16 protein-coding genes, 1 tRNA gene and 2 rRNA genes (1 of these 19 only partly in view) are annotated in these 17,526 nt (G+C 38.8%); 16 read left to right on the top strand and 3 right to left on the bottom strand.

Features of this window, described 5'->3' with window-relative positions:
* Positions 1-8 precede the first annotated feature (8 nt).
* From IGL37_RS11415 to IGL37_RS11380, 8 genes are all read left to right on the top strand, one after another.
* Positions 9-338, top strand: coding sequence for a HesB/YadR/YfhF family protein (locus IGL37_RS11415; protein ID WP_002355140.1), 330 nt, complete (start codon positions 9-11; stop codon positions 336-338).
* Positions 339-541: 203 nt separating this feature from the next.
* Entirely contained in the window at positions 542-1,480 is a 939-nt protein-coding gene (locus IGL37_RS11410) for a glycosyltransferase family 2 protein (RefSeq protein WP_033917987.1), read from the top strand.
* 146 nt (positions 1,481-1,626) lie between these two features.
* A complete protein-coding gene (locus IGL37_RS11405) occupies positions 1,627-2,760 on the top strand; it encodes an ABC transporter ATP-binding protein (RefSeq protein WP_002385276.1) in 1,134 nt (377 codons plus the stop codon).
* Positions 2,760-3,635, top strand: a complete 876-nt coding sequence (locus IGL37_RS11400; RefSeq protein WP_002355143.1) for a carbohydrate ABC transporter permease — start codon at positions 2,760-2,762, stop codon at positions 3,633-3,635. Before IGL37_RS11405 ends, IGL37_RS11400 begins: the two co-directional genes overlap by 1 nt.
* Before the next feature lie 4 nt (positions 3,636-3,639).
* Entirely contained in the window at positions 3,640-4,458 is an 819-nt protein-coding gene (locus tag IGL37_RS11395) for a carbohydrate ABC transporter permease (protein WP_002355144.1), read from the top strand.
* Complete coding sequence (locus IGL37_RS11390; protein WP_002359171.1) at positions 4,442-5,731, top strand: MBL fold metallo-hydrolase; 1,290 nt, start codon at positions 4,442-4,444, stop codon at positions 5,729-5,731. The genes IGL37_RS11395 and IGL37_RS11390 overlap by 17 nt, the downstream gene beginning before the upstream one ends.
* 23 nt (positions 5,732-5,754) lie before the next feature.
* The gene (locus tag IGL37_RS11385) at positions 5,755-7,035 is read left to right on the top strand and encodes an extracellular solute-binding protein (protein WP_033917988.1); all 1,281 of its coding nucleotides are present in this window, start codon (positions 5,755-5,757) and stop codon (positions 7,033-7,035) included.
* Positions 7,036-7,132: 97 nt separating this feature from the next.
* Positions 7,133-8,686 (top strand): bifunctional metallophosphatase/5'-nucleotidase, encoded by a 1,554-nt coding sequence (locus IGL37_RS11380; RefSeq protein WP_033917989.1) that lies wholly within the window; start codon positions 7,133-7,135, stop codon positions 8,684-8,686.
* Between the two features lie 64 nt (positions 8,687-8,750).
* On the opposite strand, the gene IGL37_RS11375 is transcribed toward IGL37_RS11380, so the two are convergent.
* Together IGL37_RS11375 and IGL37_RS11370 are read right to left on the bottom strand one after the other, a co-directional pair.
* On the bottom strand, positions 8,751-9,713 hold the full coding sequence (locus IGL37_RS11375; protein WP_002355148.1) for a phosphoglycerate dehydrogenase: 963 nt from the start codon (positions 9,711-9,713) through the stop codon (positions 8,751-8,753).
* A gap of 148 nt (positions 9,714-9,861) precedes the next feature.
* On the bottom strand, positions 9,862-10,872 hold the full coding sequence (locus IGL37_RS11370) for an NAD(P)/FAD-dependent oxidoreductase (protein ID WP_002355149.1): 1,011 nt from the start codon (positions 10,870-10,872) through the stop codon (positions 9,862-9,864).
* A gap of 204 nt (positions 10,873-11,076) precedes the next feature.
* On the opposite strand from IGL37_RS11370, the gene IGL37_RS11365 reads away from it, so the two are divergent.
* Positions 11,077-11,667, top strand: coding sequence for a peptidylprolyl isomerase (locus tag IGL37_RS11365; protein WP_002355150.1), 591 nt, complete (start codon positions 11,077-11,079; stop codon positions 11,665-11,667).
* Between the two features lie 164 nt (positions 11,668-11,831).
* Entirely contained in the window at positions 11,832-12,038 is a 207-nt protein-coding gene (locus tag IGL37_RS11360) for a DUF3955 domain-containing protein (protein ID WP_002355151.1), read from the top strand.
* Positions 12,039-12,071: 33 nt separating this feature from the next.
* Here the strand turns inward: IGL37_RS11360 and IGL37_RS11355 are convergent, their stop codons facing one another.
* Entirely contained in the window at positions 12,072-13,238 is a 1,167-nt protein-coding gene (locus IGL37_RS11355) for a MalY/PatB family protein (protein ID WP_010821090.1), read from the bottom strand.
* 183 nt (positions 13,239-13,421) lie between these two features.
* Here IGL37_RS11355 and IGL37_RS11350 point away from each other — a divergent pair, with 183 nt between their 5' ends.
* From IGL37_RS11350 to IGL37_RS11325, 6 genes are all read left to right on the top strand, one after another.
* On the top strand, positions 13,422-13,790 hold the full coding sequence (locus IGL37_RS11350; protein ID WP_002365178.1) for a CvfD/Ygs/GSP13 family RNA-binding post-transcriptional regulator: 369 nt from the start codon (positions 13,422-13,424) through the stop codon (positions 13,788-13,790).
* 64 nt (positions 13,791-13,854) lie between these two features.
* Complete coding sequence (locus IGL37_RS11345; RefSeq protein WP_002385270.1) at positions 13,855-14,226, top strand: hypothetical protein; 372 nt, start codon at positions 13,855-13,857, stop codon at positions 14,224-14,226.
* Positions 14,210-14,458 (top strand): hypothetical protein, encoded by a 249-nt coding sequence (locus tag IGL37_RS11340; RefSeq protein ID WP_002387756.1) that lies wholly within the window; start codon positions 14,210-14,212, stop codon positions 14,456-14,458. The genes IGL37_RS11345 and IGL37_RS11340 overlap by 17 nt, the downstream gene beginning before the upstream one ends.
* Before the next feature lie 434 nt (positions 14,459-14,892).
* Positions 14,893-16,453: ribosomal RNA gene (locus IGL37_RS11335) — 16S ribosomal RNA — on the top strand.
* A gap of 79 nt (positions 16,454-16,532) precedes the next feature.
* Positions 16,533-16,605: transfer RNA gene (locus IGL37_RS11330), tRNA-Ala, on the top strand.
* Positions 16,606-16,781: 176 nt separating this feature from the next.
* Positions 16,782-17,526 (top strand): 23S ribosomal RNA (locus IGL37_RS11325) (it continues 2,168 nt past the right edge of the window).
* The 16S and 23S rRNA genes sit together here with 1 tRNA gene alongside, the layout of an rRNA operon.

Raw genomic sequence — 17,526 nt, 5'->3', positions numbered from 1 at the left:
ACAGAGATGTGAAGGAGGAACAAAGAATGAAATTAGAAGTGACACCGAAAGCCCAACAATGGTTTAAAGAAGAAACCGGGGTTCAGCCTGAGACAGGCATTCGTTTTTTCGGAAAAATTTACGGAAAAACACCTGTTCATGATGGTTTTTCCATTGCGATGTCTGTAGAAGCGCCAGATGAGCCAATGATTAAAGAGAACCTAGATGGGATTACCTATTTTATTGAAGAAACAGATGATTGGTTCTTTAAAGGGTATGATTTGATTGTTGATTATGATGAAAAGAATGATGAACCGCGTTATCAATTTGAAGCAAACCAAGAAGATTTAACAAAATAATTTTAGTGCTAAACAAAAGAGGCTGAAGTAGTGCGTAGGACTATTTCTGTTGCTTTCGTTTAACCGCTAGTCAGCCTGAGAAAAAATCGTTTTGGATTTTTTCTCAGGTTCTTTCTATTTAAGTTATTTTTAGTTGGATATCGTTATTTAATAAGGCTATTATATGGTATAATGATAATTAACTGAAGTGTGGAGGAAATAAAATGTTATCAATTGTTGTCCCTTGTTATAATGAGGAAGCAGCGATTCCGCTGTTTTTTGAAGAAGTAGAAAAAATTAGCCAGCAACTGTCTCATTCAGTAGAATATATATTTGTGAATGATGGCTCAAAAGATAATACGTTAGCTGTTTTAAGACAGCTTTATCGCGAACATCCAGAGAAGGTCCGTTATCTTTCTTTTTCACGAAATTTTGGGAAAGAAGCAGGCTTATACGCTGGTTTAAAAGAAGCAACAGGTGACTTAGTGACAGTCATGGACGTTGATTTACAAGACCCGCCTGAGTTATTACCTCAAATGATTGAGATGATTGAAACCAGTACAGATTTAGATTGTGTTGGCACACGACGCGTAACAAGAGACGGCGAACCGCCCATTCGTAGCTTTTTTGCACGGATGTTCTATAAACTCATTAATCGAATTGCTGAGACGGAAATGGTGGATGGTGCCCGTGACTTCCGTGTCATGACCCGACAAATGGTCGATGCGATTTTAGAGTTATCTGAGTATAATCGTTTTTCAAAAGGGATTTTTAGTTGGGTCGGCTTTAAAACAGAATATATTGAATTTAAAAATCGAGAACGAATTGCTGGAGAAACCTCTTGGTCTTTCTGGAGTCTATTAAGTTATTCAATTGACGGGATTGTCAATTTTTCAGAAACACCATTGAATATTGCTTCATACGTTGGCGCCTTTTCGTGTATTGGTTCTGCACTAGCAATGTTAGTGATTATCTTTCGAACATTAGTTAATGGTGATCCAACAAGCGGCTGGCCTTCAATGGTTTGTATTGTACTTTTTGTAGGTGGTTTGCAACTATTATGTTTAGGAATTATTGGCAAATATATCGGCAAAATTTTCTTAGAAACGAAAAAACGACCAATTTATATTGTAAAGGAATCAGAAAAAGATTCTAAAAAATAACCAAAAAAGCAGAGAAAAATTCTCTGTTTTTTTGTTGTGCATTAAAAAAAGTGTGAATAGACTTTTCAGAAAAACAACATTTTTTACATAAAAAATACATTAACTTTACCTATTTTTATCTTAATGAAACAGCTTTGCTCTCGCGGTTGCAAGAAATAAATGTTAAAATCAAAAGGTATGCTATTAAATGTTTTTTTGGAGGTTGGGTCATGATAGAAGTTATCGACTTGAAAAAAGTATTCGATAATGGGTTTGAAGCGTTAAAATCGGTCAATTTTACGATTGAGCAAGGGGACTTGGTTTGTTTGTTAGGACCAAGTGGGTGTGGGAAATCCACAATTTTAAACTTAATTGCAGGTTTATTGCATCCAAGTGATGGAGATATTCAGTTTCGACAGCAATCGGTTGTCAAAACAGCACCAAAAGATCGGAACATCGGGTTCGTTTTTCAAAACTATGCCTTATATCCACATATGACTGTTCTAGAAAACGTAATGTTTCCTTTGACGGTAGGAAGTAAGAAAGTTCCCAAGGCAGAGGCACAAGCTATTGCCGAAGAATATATGAAACTAACGAATATTGAAGAGTTAAGCCATAAAAAGCCAGGCACACTTTCTGGTGGTCAACAACAGCGTGTTGCGATTACCCGGGCGTTAGTTCAAAAACCAGATGTTTTATTATTAGATGAGCCTTTAAGTAACTTGGATGCACGTTTGCGTTTGAAAATTCGTGAAGAAATCCGCCGCTTGGTGAAAGAAGTAGGCATTACAACAATCTTTGTAACGCACGACCAAGAGGAAGCGCTATCAATCAGTGATAAAATTATTTTATTAAACGAAGGGGTTATTCAACAAAATGATGAACCTCAAAACCTTTACTTAGAACCAAATAACTTATTTGTTGCTCAGTTCATAGGTAACCCAATTATTAATTTATTGTCTGTTGAAGTGAAAGACGGCAAAATGTACCATGAAAGTTTTGAAATTCCGCTTGAGCGTTTTGAGCAAGCACGCTTTAAAATGCCAATGACTGACGGGAAATATACGTTTGCTTCTCGTCCAGAAGATGTGGTACCAACTGAAACAGGTCTCTTTACCACAACGACAGATTTAGTGGAATTGATTGGTCGAGAACGTATTTTACGATTTACATTAGGAAATGAACAAGTGAAATCAATTGTAAGTGTAGAAGAAGCGATTGAAGAAGGAGACACTTTATCTTTTGATTTTTCATATAAAAAAGTATTTATCTTTAACGAAGCGGGAGACCGGGTTTACTAATGAAAAAATACAATCCAGAAAATCAACCAAAAGCATGGCTCTTCCTTCTGCCATCATTAGGAATCATTTTACTGTTTAGCGTTTATCCGCTGTTTCGTTCTTTGTGGATGAGCTTCCAAAAAGGTTCCTTAATTAACCAACGCTACGCTGGTTTAGAAAATTACCAACGTGTATTGAATGATCCAATCTTCTATAAAGCGTTAAAAAATACAGCGCTCTATGCATTTGCTGTGGTACCGATTGCCTTGATAATTTCCCTAGCAATTGCTTGGATTATCTTTGAAAAAGTTAAACATAAGAGTTTCTTTGAAACGATTTTCTTTATGCCTTATGTAACGAGTACGATTGCCATTGGGATTGTCTTCCGTTACTTCTTTAATGGCGATTATGGAATTGTCAATTACGTCTTAGGCTTTTTCGGCATTCCTTCTGTCAACTGGCTAGATAATGTTCAAATGAGTATGCCGACATTGATTATTTTTGGGGTTTGGACGAGTTTAGCATTTAATATTATTATTTTGTTGGCTGGGTTGAGAAATATTGATGAAGAACATTTTAAAATTGCAAAAATGTTTGGTGCCTCAGACGGCGAAATTTTCCGACGTATTACGTTTCCGCAGCTAGTCCCGACCATTGCCTTTTTATTAACGGTCAATTTAATTGGCGCCTTTAAAGTTTATACACAAGTTTATGCTTTATTCGGTGGTCGTGCGGGGATTGCCAATAGTGCCACAACCGCAGTGTACTATATTTATGACAAATTCCACATTGCAGGACGTCCCGGAATTGCGATGGCCGCCACAGTGATTTTATTTGTGATTATTTTAGTGGTCACTTTCTTACAAAATAAACTCTTAAAGAAAGTGGGGCAATAAGCCAATGAAAAAAGTTTTAACGATTATCGCATTTGTTTTCTTAGGCATTTTAGCCGTTATTACGTTATTTCCATTTGTCTATATGATTTTAGCTGGTTTAATGAGTTACTCTGAAGCGACCAGCATGCCGCCAACCATGTTTCCGAAACAACCACAATGGCAAAACTACACAGAGGTCTTTCAAAAAGCACCCTTTCTTCGGTATTTCTTGAACACAGTCTTTGTTTCAGGCGTTACAACGATTGCTACGGTAGTCACCGCCGTGTTAGCTTCATTCGCGTTAACGAGTTTGAAGTTCCGTTTTAAAAATGTGGTCATTGCTTTGATGATTTCGTTGTTAATGGTTCCGTATGAATCTATTATTTTTACCAATTATCAAACGATTGCGCAATTAGGTTTGTTAAATACTTACAGCGCCTTAATTATTCCATTTTTAACTAGTATTTTTTATATTTACTATTTAAACGGTTATTTAAAAGGTATTCCTGATACTTTTTACAAGGCTGCCAAGATTGATGGCGCTAGTGATTTAGAATATATTTGGCGTATTTTAGTACCAATGTCAAAACCAGCGTTAGTAACAGTAGGGATTTTAACATTTATTTCTAGTTGGAATTCTTTCTTGTGGCCATTGTTGGTGACGAACGAGAAAAAATACCGTCTATTGAATAATGGACTATCGGCCTTTGCGACAGAGAGCGGTAGTGACGTACATTTACAAATGGCTGCTGCAACATTAACCGTTATTCCAATTTTAATTATTTACTTGATTTTCAGAAAAGAAATTATCAGAGGAGTTGCAAAAAATGGAATCAAAGGCTAAAACAACTGTGACTTTTCACAGTGGCATTTTAACAATTGGAGGAACCGTGATTGAAGTGGCGTATAAAGATGCCCACATCTTCTTTGATTTTGGTACAGAATTTCGACCAGAATTAGATTTGCCCGATGATCACATTGAAACCTTAATTAATAATCGTTTAGTGCCAGAATTAAAAGACTTATATGATCCACGTTTAGGTTATGAATATCATGGTGCAGAAGACAAAGAGTATCAACACACCGCTGTTTTCTTATCTCATGCCCATTTAGATCATTCACGCATGATTAATTATTTAGACCCAGCTGTTCCGTTGTACACCCTAAAAGAAACGAAAATGATTCTAAATAGTTTAAATCGCAAAGGTGATTTTTTGATTCCATCACCGTTTGAAGAAAAGAATTTTACCCGAGAAATGATTGGTCTTAATAAAAACGATGTGATTAAAGTTGGCGAAATTTCAGTGGAAATCGTACCTGTTGATCATGATGCGTACGGTGCTTCGGCATTACTGATTCGCACGCCTGACCATTTCATCACATACACAGGTGATTTGCGCTTACATGGCCATAATCGTGAAGAGACTTTAGCTTTTTGTGAAAAAGCCAAACATACTGAATTATTAATGATGGAAGGCGTAAGCATTAGCTTCCCAGAACGTGAACCAGATCCAGCCCAAATAGCGGTTGTCAGTGAAGAAGATCTTGTTCAGCACTTGGTTCGTTTAGAACTAGAAAACCCGAATCGACAAATTACCTTTAATGGTTATCCAGCAAACGTAGAACGTTTTGCTAAGATTATTGAAAAGTCACCACGTACAGTCGTTTTAGAAGCAAATATGGCTGCGTTGTTACTTGAAGTATTTGGAATAGAAGTTCGTTATTATTATGCTGAATCTGGTAAAATACCAGAATTGAATCCAGCGTTAGAAATCCCGTATGACACGTTACTAAAGGACAAAACAGACTATTTGTGGCAAGTTGTGAACCAGTTTGACAACCTCCAAGAAGGTAGTTTATACATTCACAGTGATGCGCAACCGTTAGGGGACTTTGATCCACAGTATCGCGTGTTTTTAGATTTGTTGGCTAAAAAAGACATTACTTTTGTCCGTTTAGCTTGTTCAGGACATGCAATTCCAGAAGATCTGGATAAAATTATTGCATTGATTGAACCTCAAGTATTGGTTCCAATCCATACGTTAAAACCAGAAAAACTGGAAAACCCGTATGGTGAAAGAATATTGCCAGAACGTGGCGAGCAAATTGTTTTATAAATTTTTTTAAGGGAGAGAAAAAAATGAAGTTCAAAACTCTAGCAACAACAGTGTTAGCAACCGCAGCTATTTTCGCATTGGGGGCTTGTGGTAACGGTAATGGGGCCAAAGAATCAAACGATATTGTGAAAGAAGTGAAGGAAGATACGACAATCACTTTCTGGCATGCAATGAATGGGGTTCAAGAAGAAGCGTTAACAAAATTAACGAAAGACTTCATGAAAGAAAATCCAAAAATTAAAGTGGAATTACAAAATCAATCTGCTTACCCTGATTTACAAGCCAAAATCAATTCGACTTTAACTTCACCAAAAGATTTACCAACAATTACGCAAGCGTACCCAGGCTGGTTATGGAATGCTGCACAAGATGAAATGTTAGTGGACTTAAAACCATATATGGATGATGACACAATCGGCTGGAAAGATGCAGAGCCAATTCGTGAAGTATTGTTAGACGGCGCCAAAATCGACGGCAAACAATACGGCATTCCATTTAATAAATCGACAGAAATGTTATTCTATAATGCTGATTTGTTGAAAGAATATGGTGTTGAAGTACCGAAAACATTAGAGGAATTAAAAGAAGCTTCTAAAACAATTTACGAAAAATCCAACAAAGAAGTCGTTGGTGCTGGTTTTGACTCGTTAAATAACTATTACGCAATTGGAATGAAAAACAAAGGCGTTGATTTTAATAAAGACTTAGATTTAACAAGCAAAGATTCACAAGAAGTCGTGGACTATTACCGTGATGGTATCGAAGCAGGTTACTTCCGCACAGCTGGTTCAGATAAATATTTATCTGGCCCATTTGCAAACAAAAAGGTAGCAATGTTTGTCGGTAGTATTGCTGGTGCTGGTTTTGTTCAAAAAGATGCTGAAGCTGGTGGCTATGAATACGGTGTTGCACCACGTCCTGAAAAATTCAACTTACAACAAGGAACAGATATTTATATGTTCGATAGTGCTACGCCAGAACAACGGACAGCGGCATTTGAATTCATGAAATTCTTAGCTACTCCTGATTCACAATTGTACTGGGCACAACAAACAGGTTATATGCCAATTTTAGAATCTGTTTTACACAGTGATGAGTACAAAAATTCTAAGACAACCAAAGTACCTGCACAACTTGAAAACGCAGTAAAAGATTTATTCGCTATCCCAGTAGAAGAAAATGCTGATTCAGCCTATAATGAAATGCGGACAATTATGGAAAGTATTTTTGCTTCATCAAATAAAGACACGAGAAAATTATTGAAAGATGCAACATCACAATTTGAACAAGCATGGAACCAATAATCAATAAATAAACAGACGTGGGAGGTTGGGATCTGAGTCGTTATGGCTCGTGTTCTAACCTTCCTGTTCTTTTGGGCGGAAGAAGGAGAGAAACAAAATGCAAATAAAAATTTTAGCAACAAGTGATATGCATGGGTACATTATGCCAACAAGTTATAGTGAAAAAAAGACGGATTTACCTTTTGGAACCGCAAAAGCAGCAACCATGCTGAAAAAGTTACGGGCGTCTGCCAAAGGACCAGTTTTTCAAATTGAAAATGGGGATTTTATTCAAGGTTCGCCGCTTAGTTACTACGTAAGAAAAGCAGAAACACATTCAGTGGCTGCCATCACTAAAATCATTAATCAAATGAATTATGATGTTAGCATTTTAGGTAACCATGAATTTAATTACGGTTTAGATTATTTAAAGGAAACGATTGCCAGTTATCAACAGCCAGTTTTAGCTGCCAATATTCTTGGTAAAGATGGACAACCTTATTTCGGTCAGCCGTATGTCATCATAGAAAAACAAGGGGTTAAAGTAGCCATCCTTGGCGTGACGACTCAATATATTCCTCATTGGGAACAGCCGGCAACAGTCAAAGATTTAACGTTTAAAAGTGTCGTTGAAACAGCGGCAGAATACGTGCCAAAATTACGGGAAGAAGCGGATCTAGTTGTTGTCGCTTACCATGGCGGTTTTGAAAAAGATTTAGAAACAGGGGAACCCACGGAATTACTAACAGGAGAAAATGAAGGCTACGATTTATTGGAAAAAGTTCCTGGGATTGATGCCTTAGTCACTGGTCACCAACATCGAGAAATTGCTACAAAACTGAATGGAATACCTGTGATTCAACCAGGTTTTCGAGGAGCTTTCGTTGGAGAAATTACTTTAGAAATTGAACCTATGGCTAAAGGCTATCGCGTTATTGGAAGTGACGCAGCTATTCATCCTGTTGGAAACGAACAACCAGATACAGAAGTTTTAGCTTTGACAACAGCGTTACATGACGAGGTAGAAGAGTGGCTTGACCAACCAGTGGGAAATGTGGAAGGGGATATGACGATTCAAAATCCGAATGCCGTACGCCTCAAAGAACATCCGTATATAGAATTTATTAATAACGTCCAAATGGCTTCAAGCGGAACGGATATTTCAGGGACTGCACTTTTTAACAATGAAGGCAAAGGGTTTAATAATCAAATTACGATGCGCGATATCATTACCAACTACATTTATCCAAATACCTTGGCTGTATTGCGTGTCACTGGACAAGACCTCCGTGAAGCGTTAGAACAAAGCGCTACTTATTTTGTGTTAGAAAAAGGCCAACCAATTTTCAACCCGAAATATGTCGATCCAAAACCACAATACTATAATTATGATATGTATGAAGGCATTGAGTATACGCTTGATTTAAGACAACCGTTTGGTGAAAGAGTGACGAAACTTAATTATCATGGCAAAGCAGTGCAAGCAGAAGATGTTTTGGAAATCGTGACAAATCAATACCGAGCAGTCGGTGGCGGAAACTATCAAATGTTCCAACCTGAAAAAATTATTCGAGAAATTCAAATTGATATGACGGAACTGATTGCAGAATATTTAAAAAAACATCCAATCATTCAAGCGTCGACAAATGATAACTTCAAGGTTATCTGGTAAAAAATAGCAAAAAAAGCCTTCAACCATGCAATTACTTGAAAGATGGTTGAAGGCCTTTTTTGAGTTAATAGCCTTTTTTTAAGGAAACTTGGTTTTTGACGAGGGTCTGATCCGTCACAAATTGATTTAAGTTTGGAATAAAAATCGCCAGTAATTTTGATTTGAACTTCGGTGTCATGCCAGAAATATGAGGTGTTAATAAAACATTCTGCATCTCCCATAAAGGGCTATCTTCGGGAAGAGGTTCTTCTTCAAAGACATCTAAGGCAGCAAAAGCAATGGTTTTATTGTTTAAGGCAGTTATCAAATCGTTCGTTGCTACTGAGGCGCCTCGACCAACATTTACGAAAATTGTTTCAGGAGCCATTTTTTCAAAAAGTGCCTGATTGTATAAATGTTTTGTTGTTTCAGTCAAAGGAAGAATGTTCACAACAATGGACATTTCATGAATAATTTTACTCATATTCTTCTGTGAATAGCATTCAATGAAGCCTTCCGTCACATGTCCAGAGGTATTCACGCCATAAACTTGAAGATTTAAACCTTTAGCAAATTTAGCTAATTGTTGTCCGATTTGCCCAGTGCCTACGATTAACATTTTTTGCCCAGAAAGTTGTTGATAGGAAGGGGCTGTTTGATTCCATGTGTGTTGCATTTGTTGTTGGATACTTTCTTGCAGTCCGCGGGTATGTGCTAATAAAACGCCTAAAACATGTTCTGAGATAGAAACACTATGAATTCCGCTACCATTAGACAACAGAATGCCTTTTTCTCTTAATTTATCAAAATCCATATAATCAGCACCAGCAGAAATGAGCTGAATCCATTTTAGGTGACTAGTATCAGAGGCTAATAAACGCGGACCAATTTCTTTATGCCAGCCTAACATAATTTCGATTGCCTCTTCTTCAGCAGATGATAAATGATCGGTAGATGTTTTAACTAGATAATTGGGCGCCACAGCTTTCACTTGTTCCAGTTGTTCTTCGTTGAATACTTCATTTAAATAAATAATTGGTTGGTTCATCTTTCTTCCTCCTAGCACTTTTTATTGTATCAAAAATAAATTTAAAAGAGAAAAAGAAAGGCTTTTCAGTAAAGCAGAAAGCCAAGGACAAAAATCCGATTTAGATTTTTGTCCTTGGCTTAAAAACTGCTAAAGTCCAGTGCTAACCTTATTTAGGTACGCCGTTTTCAAATAAACTTGTACTATGAACTGGTTGACGTCGAGCATCGGGCCGTAAGTAATGTAAAGCATTATTTACGGCAGTAGGTGCCTCACCAAAGCCTGTAGCGATTAATTTCACTTTTCCCTCATAGGAACAGATATCCCCTACAGCGTATACACCAGGAATGTTAGTTGACATATCGGAATGAACATTAATAGCATTTCTAGAAACGTCTAATCCCCATTCTTTGAGGTGTGTTAAAGAAGAAGTGAAGCCATAATTGATAATTAAATCATCCAGAGGGAGATCCAATGTTTGGTCACCTTTTGTCTCCGTTAATTGGATGCCTGTGAACGTTTCGTTTTCCTTTAAAATATCACTAATGATATAGGGAGTTCTGATAGAAACACTAGATTTTTCCAGTTGTTCCACGCTATGTTCATGGCCGCGAAATTGTGGGCGACGATGGATAATAGATACTTCTTCTGCAACGTTTTCTAGCATTAAAGCCCAATCAATTGCGGAATCGCCGCCACCAGCAATCGCAACTTTTTTGCCAGCGAATTTTTTCATGTCAGTCACATAATAATGGATTGACTCACCTTCAAAGGCTTCAACATTTTCGATAGCTAAACGTCGAGGTTGGAAAGCGCCGTTACCAATCGCAAAGATAACCGTTTTAGAATAATGTGTGCCTTTAGTTGTTTCTAAGCGCAAAAGTCCATCTGCTTCCTGTGCAAGGTGTGTGACCTCTTCTTCCAAGCAAACATCGTGCTGAAATGGCTGCATCTGTTTTTCCAAATTGGCAATTAACTCACCTGCTTTAATAGCAGGGAATCCAGGAATATCATAAATATATTTTTCGGGATACAGCATTGTTAGCTGACCACCTAATTGCGGCAGGCTATCAATGATTTTCGTTTTCGCTTTACGAATTCCCGCATAAAAAGCGGCAAATAATCCAACAGGACCGCCGCCGATAATTGTTAAATCATAAATATCTTTTTCATCAGACATTTGAAAATTCCTCCTAATTCATTTAGGGTTGAGACAACTATTGATTGTTTTGCGAACACTTCACAAAATAGCACGGCTTTTCGAAAAAAGCAAGTTTGGCTAACGAATCAAAGCATTCTTTAATCATTGGAAAAAGATCATAGCAATTTTCAGCATTTTTCGATATGATTGAACTATAAAATAATTATCTAGGAGGACATTCTCATGTCACAATTTCCACAATTAGATTTAGAAAATGCTAAAGGCCCAAAAGCGGTCATTAAAACAAACCGAGGCGACATCACTGTTCAATTATTCCCAGAACAAGCGCCTAAAACGGTTAAAAATTTTGTTGAATTAGCGAAAAAGGGCTACTATGATGGCGTTATTTTCCATCGTGTGATTCCTGATTTTATGATTCAAGGCGGTGACCCAACCGGAACAGGAATGGGCGGCGAAAGTATTTATGGAGAAGCATTTGAGGATGAATTTTCTCGGGATGTTTTCAATTTGCGCGGCGCATTGTCAATGGCAAATGCTGGTCCTAACACAAATGGCAGCCAATTCTTTGTTGTTACTAATCAAAATGTTCCAGCTCAAATGATGAGTCAGTTAGAAGACGCTGGTTTTCCAGAAGAAATTATTGAAGCTTACAAACAAGGCGGAACACCTTGGTTAGACTTCCGTCATACTGTTTTTGGTCATGTTGTTGATGGTATGGATGTAGTGGATGAAATTGGTGGAGTCCAACGGGATGCCCAAGACCGTCCAACATTTGACGTCGTGATGGACACAGTTGAAATCATTGGTGAATAAGTTTAACCAATTGAAAAAGAGAGTACCAACGAGGGACAAATTCGTTGGTACTCTTTATTTTTTTCTTAAAACGACTAACTTTTTTTTAAAAGCATCCAAATCGCTTCTTTTAATGAAGTCTTTATAGGATACTGAGTTAAAGAATAGAAGGAGAGGAAGCAAATTTGTTAGAAAAATACAGATATCCAATGGCCTTGGCTTTGTTTGCAGTAATACTCCCATTTATAGGAACGTTTTTTACGTATGTAGATCAGCAAGGAATCGTTCATGAACCAGGGTTTTATACAATCATAATTGGAGAAATTTTACTTCTATTTTCAGGTATCTGGTTCGTCAGAGTTTATTTAGCTAAACGCAAAAGAAAGAATTAAAAACAGCTGTCCTAAAAACTAGGACAGCTGTTTTTAATTAAAAGCTTTTTTGATACGTAAAAGGCCTTCTTCGAGAGTTTCTTTTGAACAAGCTAAGTTTAAACGCATGTGTTGAGAACCTTGGGGACCGAAACTAATTCCTGGATTTAGAACCACTTTCCCCTTATGAATTAAGGTATCGCGAAGTTCCCGATCCGTTAGCGAATAAGAACTAAAGTCTAACCATAAAAGATAGGTTCCTTCAGGCTCCATTACACGAACGCTAGGCAGCTCTTCACGGAAAAAGGAAAGGGCAAAATCAATATTTTCTTTTAAATAATCAAGTAACGCCGTTAGCCATTCTTCCCCTGTTTGATAGGCAGCTGCCGTTCCAACGTAGCCAAAAGTATTGATACCGCCTTGATGATTTTTGTCTTGTAAAGATACGAAAGATTGCCGTAGTTTTTCATTAGGAATGAACAGCATTGAATTTTTAATACCCGCTAAATTAAAGGTTTTCGTTGCCGCTGTTAAGGTAACAGTGAATTCCTTAAATGCTTCATCAGCAACAGTGAAGGAAGTGAAGGTATGCGGTTTGAAAATCAAATCCTGATGAATTTCATCGCTAACCACAGTTACTTGGTGTTTTTGGCATAAACGGCCAATTGCTAGCAATTCTTCTTTTGTCCAAACACGTCCACCAGGATTATGGGGATTACAAAAAAGTAACAGTTTCACCTTTTCTTCGATTATCTGTTGTTCCATTTTAACCAAATCAACTTCATAATGTCCGTTAACTTCTAGTAAGGAATGTCGCACGAGTCTACGCTCATTTTGTTTTACCACATCTGCAAAAGGGGGGTAGACTGGATCACAAATCATGACAGAATCAGCAGGTGCTGTATACGCTTGAACGGCTGTGGCCAAACTGGGTACCACGCCACTATTAAACAAAATTTCTTCTTTTTCAACAATCAATTGATGGTGTTGCCGTTGCCAATCTTGAATTGCTTGATACAGTTCATTAGGTGCAATCGCATATCCTAGAATGCCCTGTTCAATAACTTGTGACAAGGCATCAAGAATAGGCTGATGTACTTTGAAATCCATATCAGCAACCCATAAAGGTAGTAAATCTTTTTCGTGGTAACTCGTTTCAACGGTGTCCCATTTAACACAATTCGTGTGGCGACGATCAATGGTTTCATTAAAATTAAACATAAGATAACTCCTTTTCTTCTATATAAAGTCTTACTTCCTATAGTATAGTAGATTTTGCTTAAAAGATGAAACAATAGTTTTAACAACTAGGGAAGAAATAATGCACAAACGTTGAAAAAATGCTATTATTTTAAATGAGTAGAAACGGAAAAAGAAATTTATCGTATGAAAAGAGGAAATTTGATGAAGTACAAAATTGGTATGGTACTTTCTGGCACAATTACCGGACTTCAACCATATGGCGCATTTGTTTCTTTAGACGAAGAAACACAAGGACTGATTCATGTTTCGGAAGTACAAGCTGGCTTTACTAAAAATATCCATGGACTCTTAACTGTTGGACAAAAAGTAACCGTTCAAGTTATTGATGTTGATGAATATTCTCAAAAGATTAGCTTATCTTTACGGACCCTTGAAGACAAGGTTCATTCAGTGAACCATCGACGCAAAAAATATTTTACGGATAAGAATAAAAAAATTGGCTTTGCAACCTTAGACAAAGAACTTCCAGAATGGATTGATGAAGCAATGGATAAGTTGCTTGAAAAATAATTCTGTATTTTTTCAGAAAGTGTGTTACAATTTCTTTTGTTAGTGAATCTAAAAATTAATTGAGGTGGATGTCGTGTCTAACAAAAAAGTCGCTGGAACAATCATACTGAACTTAAACGATGGTAGTAAAAAATTTTTGATGCATCCAATAGGTGAAGCGATTGAGTTTGCGATGGCAAAAGTTTCTGATGAGATGACGGGTTTAGCTAGTATGCTACAATGGTTCAAAGAAGAGGTTCAATTGGACGTTACTTCAATTAGCTTAGTAGAATTAACTAACGCGCATATCAATAAAGAAAATGTTCCGCTGTTTGTCTTCGAGATGGATGAACAAGCACTTAAAAATGAAATGGATAAAGACTATACATGGGTAGCACCTGCAGAATTAAAAACGATTTGGTCAAAATATCATATTGAAGGTGTCCCAATGTTTTAAACAAAAAAGAAAGAATCTGTCGATAATCGAACAGATTCTTTCTTTTTTTATGTTGGACGTAAAAAAGTTAATCGAACTATTTCAAATATATGATTCAAATTGTTCGATTTTTAGTAAGGAATTAAACTGTTTTGATAGACAATTAGGATTTAAAAAGTTTAAAAACGAAATAATTGAAAAGAATGAAAACAGATTGAAAACTTCTTTTAATTTTTTTGAAAAAAAGTGTTGACCAAACATCAAAATCTTGATATATTATTACATGTCGCAAGGCGAGTCACACAGCTGAGCGATTCAGAAATCAATAATTAAATAACAATTCTTGATTTCAAATCTCTCGAAAAAAGTTTGAAAAAACAACAAAAAAGTTGTTGACAAATAACAAACGAGATGATAAGATATAGAAGTTGTCACAACAGACAACAACGACCGAGCAAAACAACTTAAAAAAACTTTTTCAAAAAAGTTCTTGACATTCAAACGAAAGCTTGTTATGATATAAAAGTTGCTGCGAGGTAACGTAGACCTTTGAAAACTGAACAAAGAATAGACGAACCAAATGTGTAGGGCGTCTTGATTCAATTCAAGACAACAAACATTTTTAACAAGCAAGCAATATGCTAGCAAACAAATTGAGCTTAACAATCGCAAGATTGTTCTAACTTTTATTATGAGAGTTTGATCCTGGCTCAGGACGAACGCTGGCGGCGTGCCTAATACATGCAAGTCGAACGCTTCTTTCCTCCCGAGTGCTTGCACTCAATTGGAAAGAGGAGTGGCGGACGGGTGAGTAACACGTGGGTAACCTACCCATCAGAGGGGGATAACACTTGGAAACAGGTGCTAATACCGCATAACAGTTTATGCCGCATGGCATAAGAGTGAAAGGCGCTTTCGGGTGTCGCTGATGGATGGACCCGCGGTGCATTAGCTAGTTGGTGAGGTAACGGCTCACCAAGGCCACGATGCATAGCCGACCTGAGAGGGTGATCGGCCACACTGGGACTGAGACACGGCCCAGACTCCTACGGGAGGCAGCAGTAGGGAATCTTCGGCAATGGACGAAAGTCTGACCGAGCAACGCCGCGTGAGTGAAGAAGGTTTTCGGATCGTAAAACTCTGTTGTTAGAGAAGAACAAGGACGTTAGTAACTGAACGTCCCCTGACGGTATCTAACCAGAAAGCCACGGCTAACTACGTGCCAGCAGCCGCGGTAATACGTAGGTGGCAAGCGTTGTCCGGATTTATTGGGCGTAAAGCGAGCGCAGGCGGTTTCTTAAGTCTGATGTGAAAGCCCCCGGCTCAACCGGGGAGGGTCATTGGAAACTGGGAGACTTGAGTGCAGAAGAGGAGAGTGGAATTCCATGTGTAGCGGTGAAATGCGTAGATATATGGAGGAACACCAGTGGCGAAGGCGGCTCTCTGGTCTGTAACTGACGCTGAGGCTCGAAAGCGTGGGGAGCAAACAGGATTAGATACCCTGGTAGTCCACGCCGTAAACGATGAGTGCTAAGTGTTGGAGGGTTTCCGCCCTTCAGTGCTGCAGCAAACGCATTAAGCACTCCGCCTGGGGAGTACGACCGCAAGGTTGAAACTCAAAGGAATTGACGGGGGCCCGCACAAGCGGTGGAGCATGTGGTTTAATTCGAAGCAACGCGAAGAACCTTACCAGGTCTTGACATCCTTTGACCACTCTAGAGATAGAGCTTTCCCTTCGGGGACAAAGTGACAGGTGGTGCATGGTTGTCGTCAGCTCGTGTCGTGAGATGTTGGGTTAAGTCCCGCAACGAGCGCAACCCTTATTGTTAGTTGCCATCATTTAGTTGGGCACTCTAGCGAGACTGCCGGTGACAAACCGGAGGAAGGTGGGGATGACGTCAAATCATCATGCCCCTTATGACCTGGGCTACACACGTGCTACAATGGGAAGTACAACGAGTCGCTAGACCGCGAGGTCATGCAAATCTCTTAAAGCTTCTCTCAGTTCGGATTGCAGGCTGCAACTCGCCTGCATGAAGCCGGAATCGCTAGTAATCGCGGATCAGCACGCCGCGGTGAATACGTTCCCGGGCCTTGTACACACCGCCCGTCACACCACGAGAGTTTGTAACACCCGAAGTCGGTGAGGTAACCTTTTTGGAGCCAGCCGCCTAAGGTGGGATAGATGATTGGGGTGAAGTCGTAACAAGGTAGCCGTATCGGAAGGTGCGGCTGGATCACCTCCTTTCTAAGGAATATTACGGAAATACACATTTCGTCTTTACTTTGTTCAGTTTTGAGAGGTCTACTCTCAATCAAATAAGTTCGGGGCCTTAGCTCAGCTGGGAGAGCGCCTGCTTTGCACGCAGGAGGTCAGCGGTTCGATCCCGCTAGGCTCCATTGATAGCTTTTGCTATCAGATTCGTTCATTGAAAACTGGATATTGAAGTAAAAAGAATCAAAACAAACCGAGAACACCGCGTTGAATGAGTTTTTTAATAAGTTCAATTGCTTATTTATTGATTAACCTTCTATCGCTAGAAGAAGTGATCAAGACCCAACCGTAAGGTTGATAAGGTTAAGTGAATAAGGGCGCACGGTGGATGCCTTGGCACTAGGAGCCGATGAAGGACGGGACTAACACCGATATGCTTTGGGGAGCTGTAAGTAAGCTATGATCCAGAGATTTCCGAATGGGGGAACCCAATATCTTTTATAGGATATTACTTTTCAGTGAATACATAGCTGATTAGAGGTAGACGCAGAGAACTGAAACATCTTAGTACCTGCAGGAAGAGAAAGAAAATTCGATTCCCTGAGTAGCGGCGAGCGAAACGGGAAGAGCCCAAACCAACAAGCTTGCTTGTTGGGGTTGTAGGACTCCGATATGGTAGTCTGTTAGTATAGTTGAAGGATTTGGAAAATTCCGCTAAAGAGGGTGAAAGCCCCGTAGACGAAATGCTAACAACACCTAGGAGGATCCTGAGTACGGCGGAACACGAGAAATTCCGTCGGAATCCGCGGGGACCATCCCGCAAGGCTAAATACTCCCTAGTGACCGATAGTGAACCAGTACCGTGAGGGAAAGGTGAAAAGCACCCCGGAAGGGGAGTGAAATAGATCCTGAAACCGTGTGCCTACAACAAGTCAAAGCTCGTTAATGAGTGATGGCGTGCCTTTTGTAGAATGAACCGGCGAGTTACGATTGCATGCGAGGTTAAGTCGAAGAGACGGAGCCGCAGCGAAAGCGAGTCTGAATAGGGCGAATGAGTATGTAGTCGTAGACCCGAAACCATGTGATCTACCCATGTCCAGGTTGAA

The sequence above is a fragment of the Enterococcus sp. AZ119 genome, assembly GCF_050546175.1.
Lineage (GTDB): Bacteria > Bacillota > Bacilli > Lactobacillales > Enterococcaceae > Enterococcus > Enterococcus faecalis.
The sequence above is the reverse complement of the archived record's forward strand: the minus strand, read 5'-3'. Positions and strand labels throughout refer to the sequence as shown.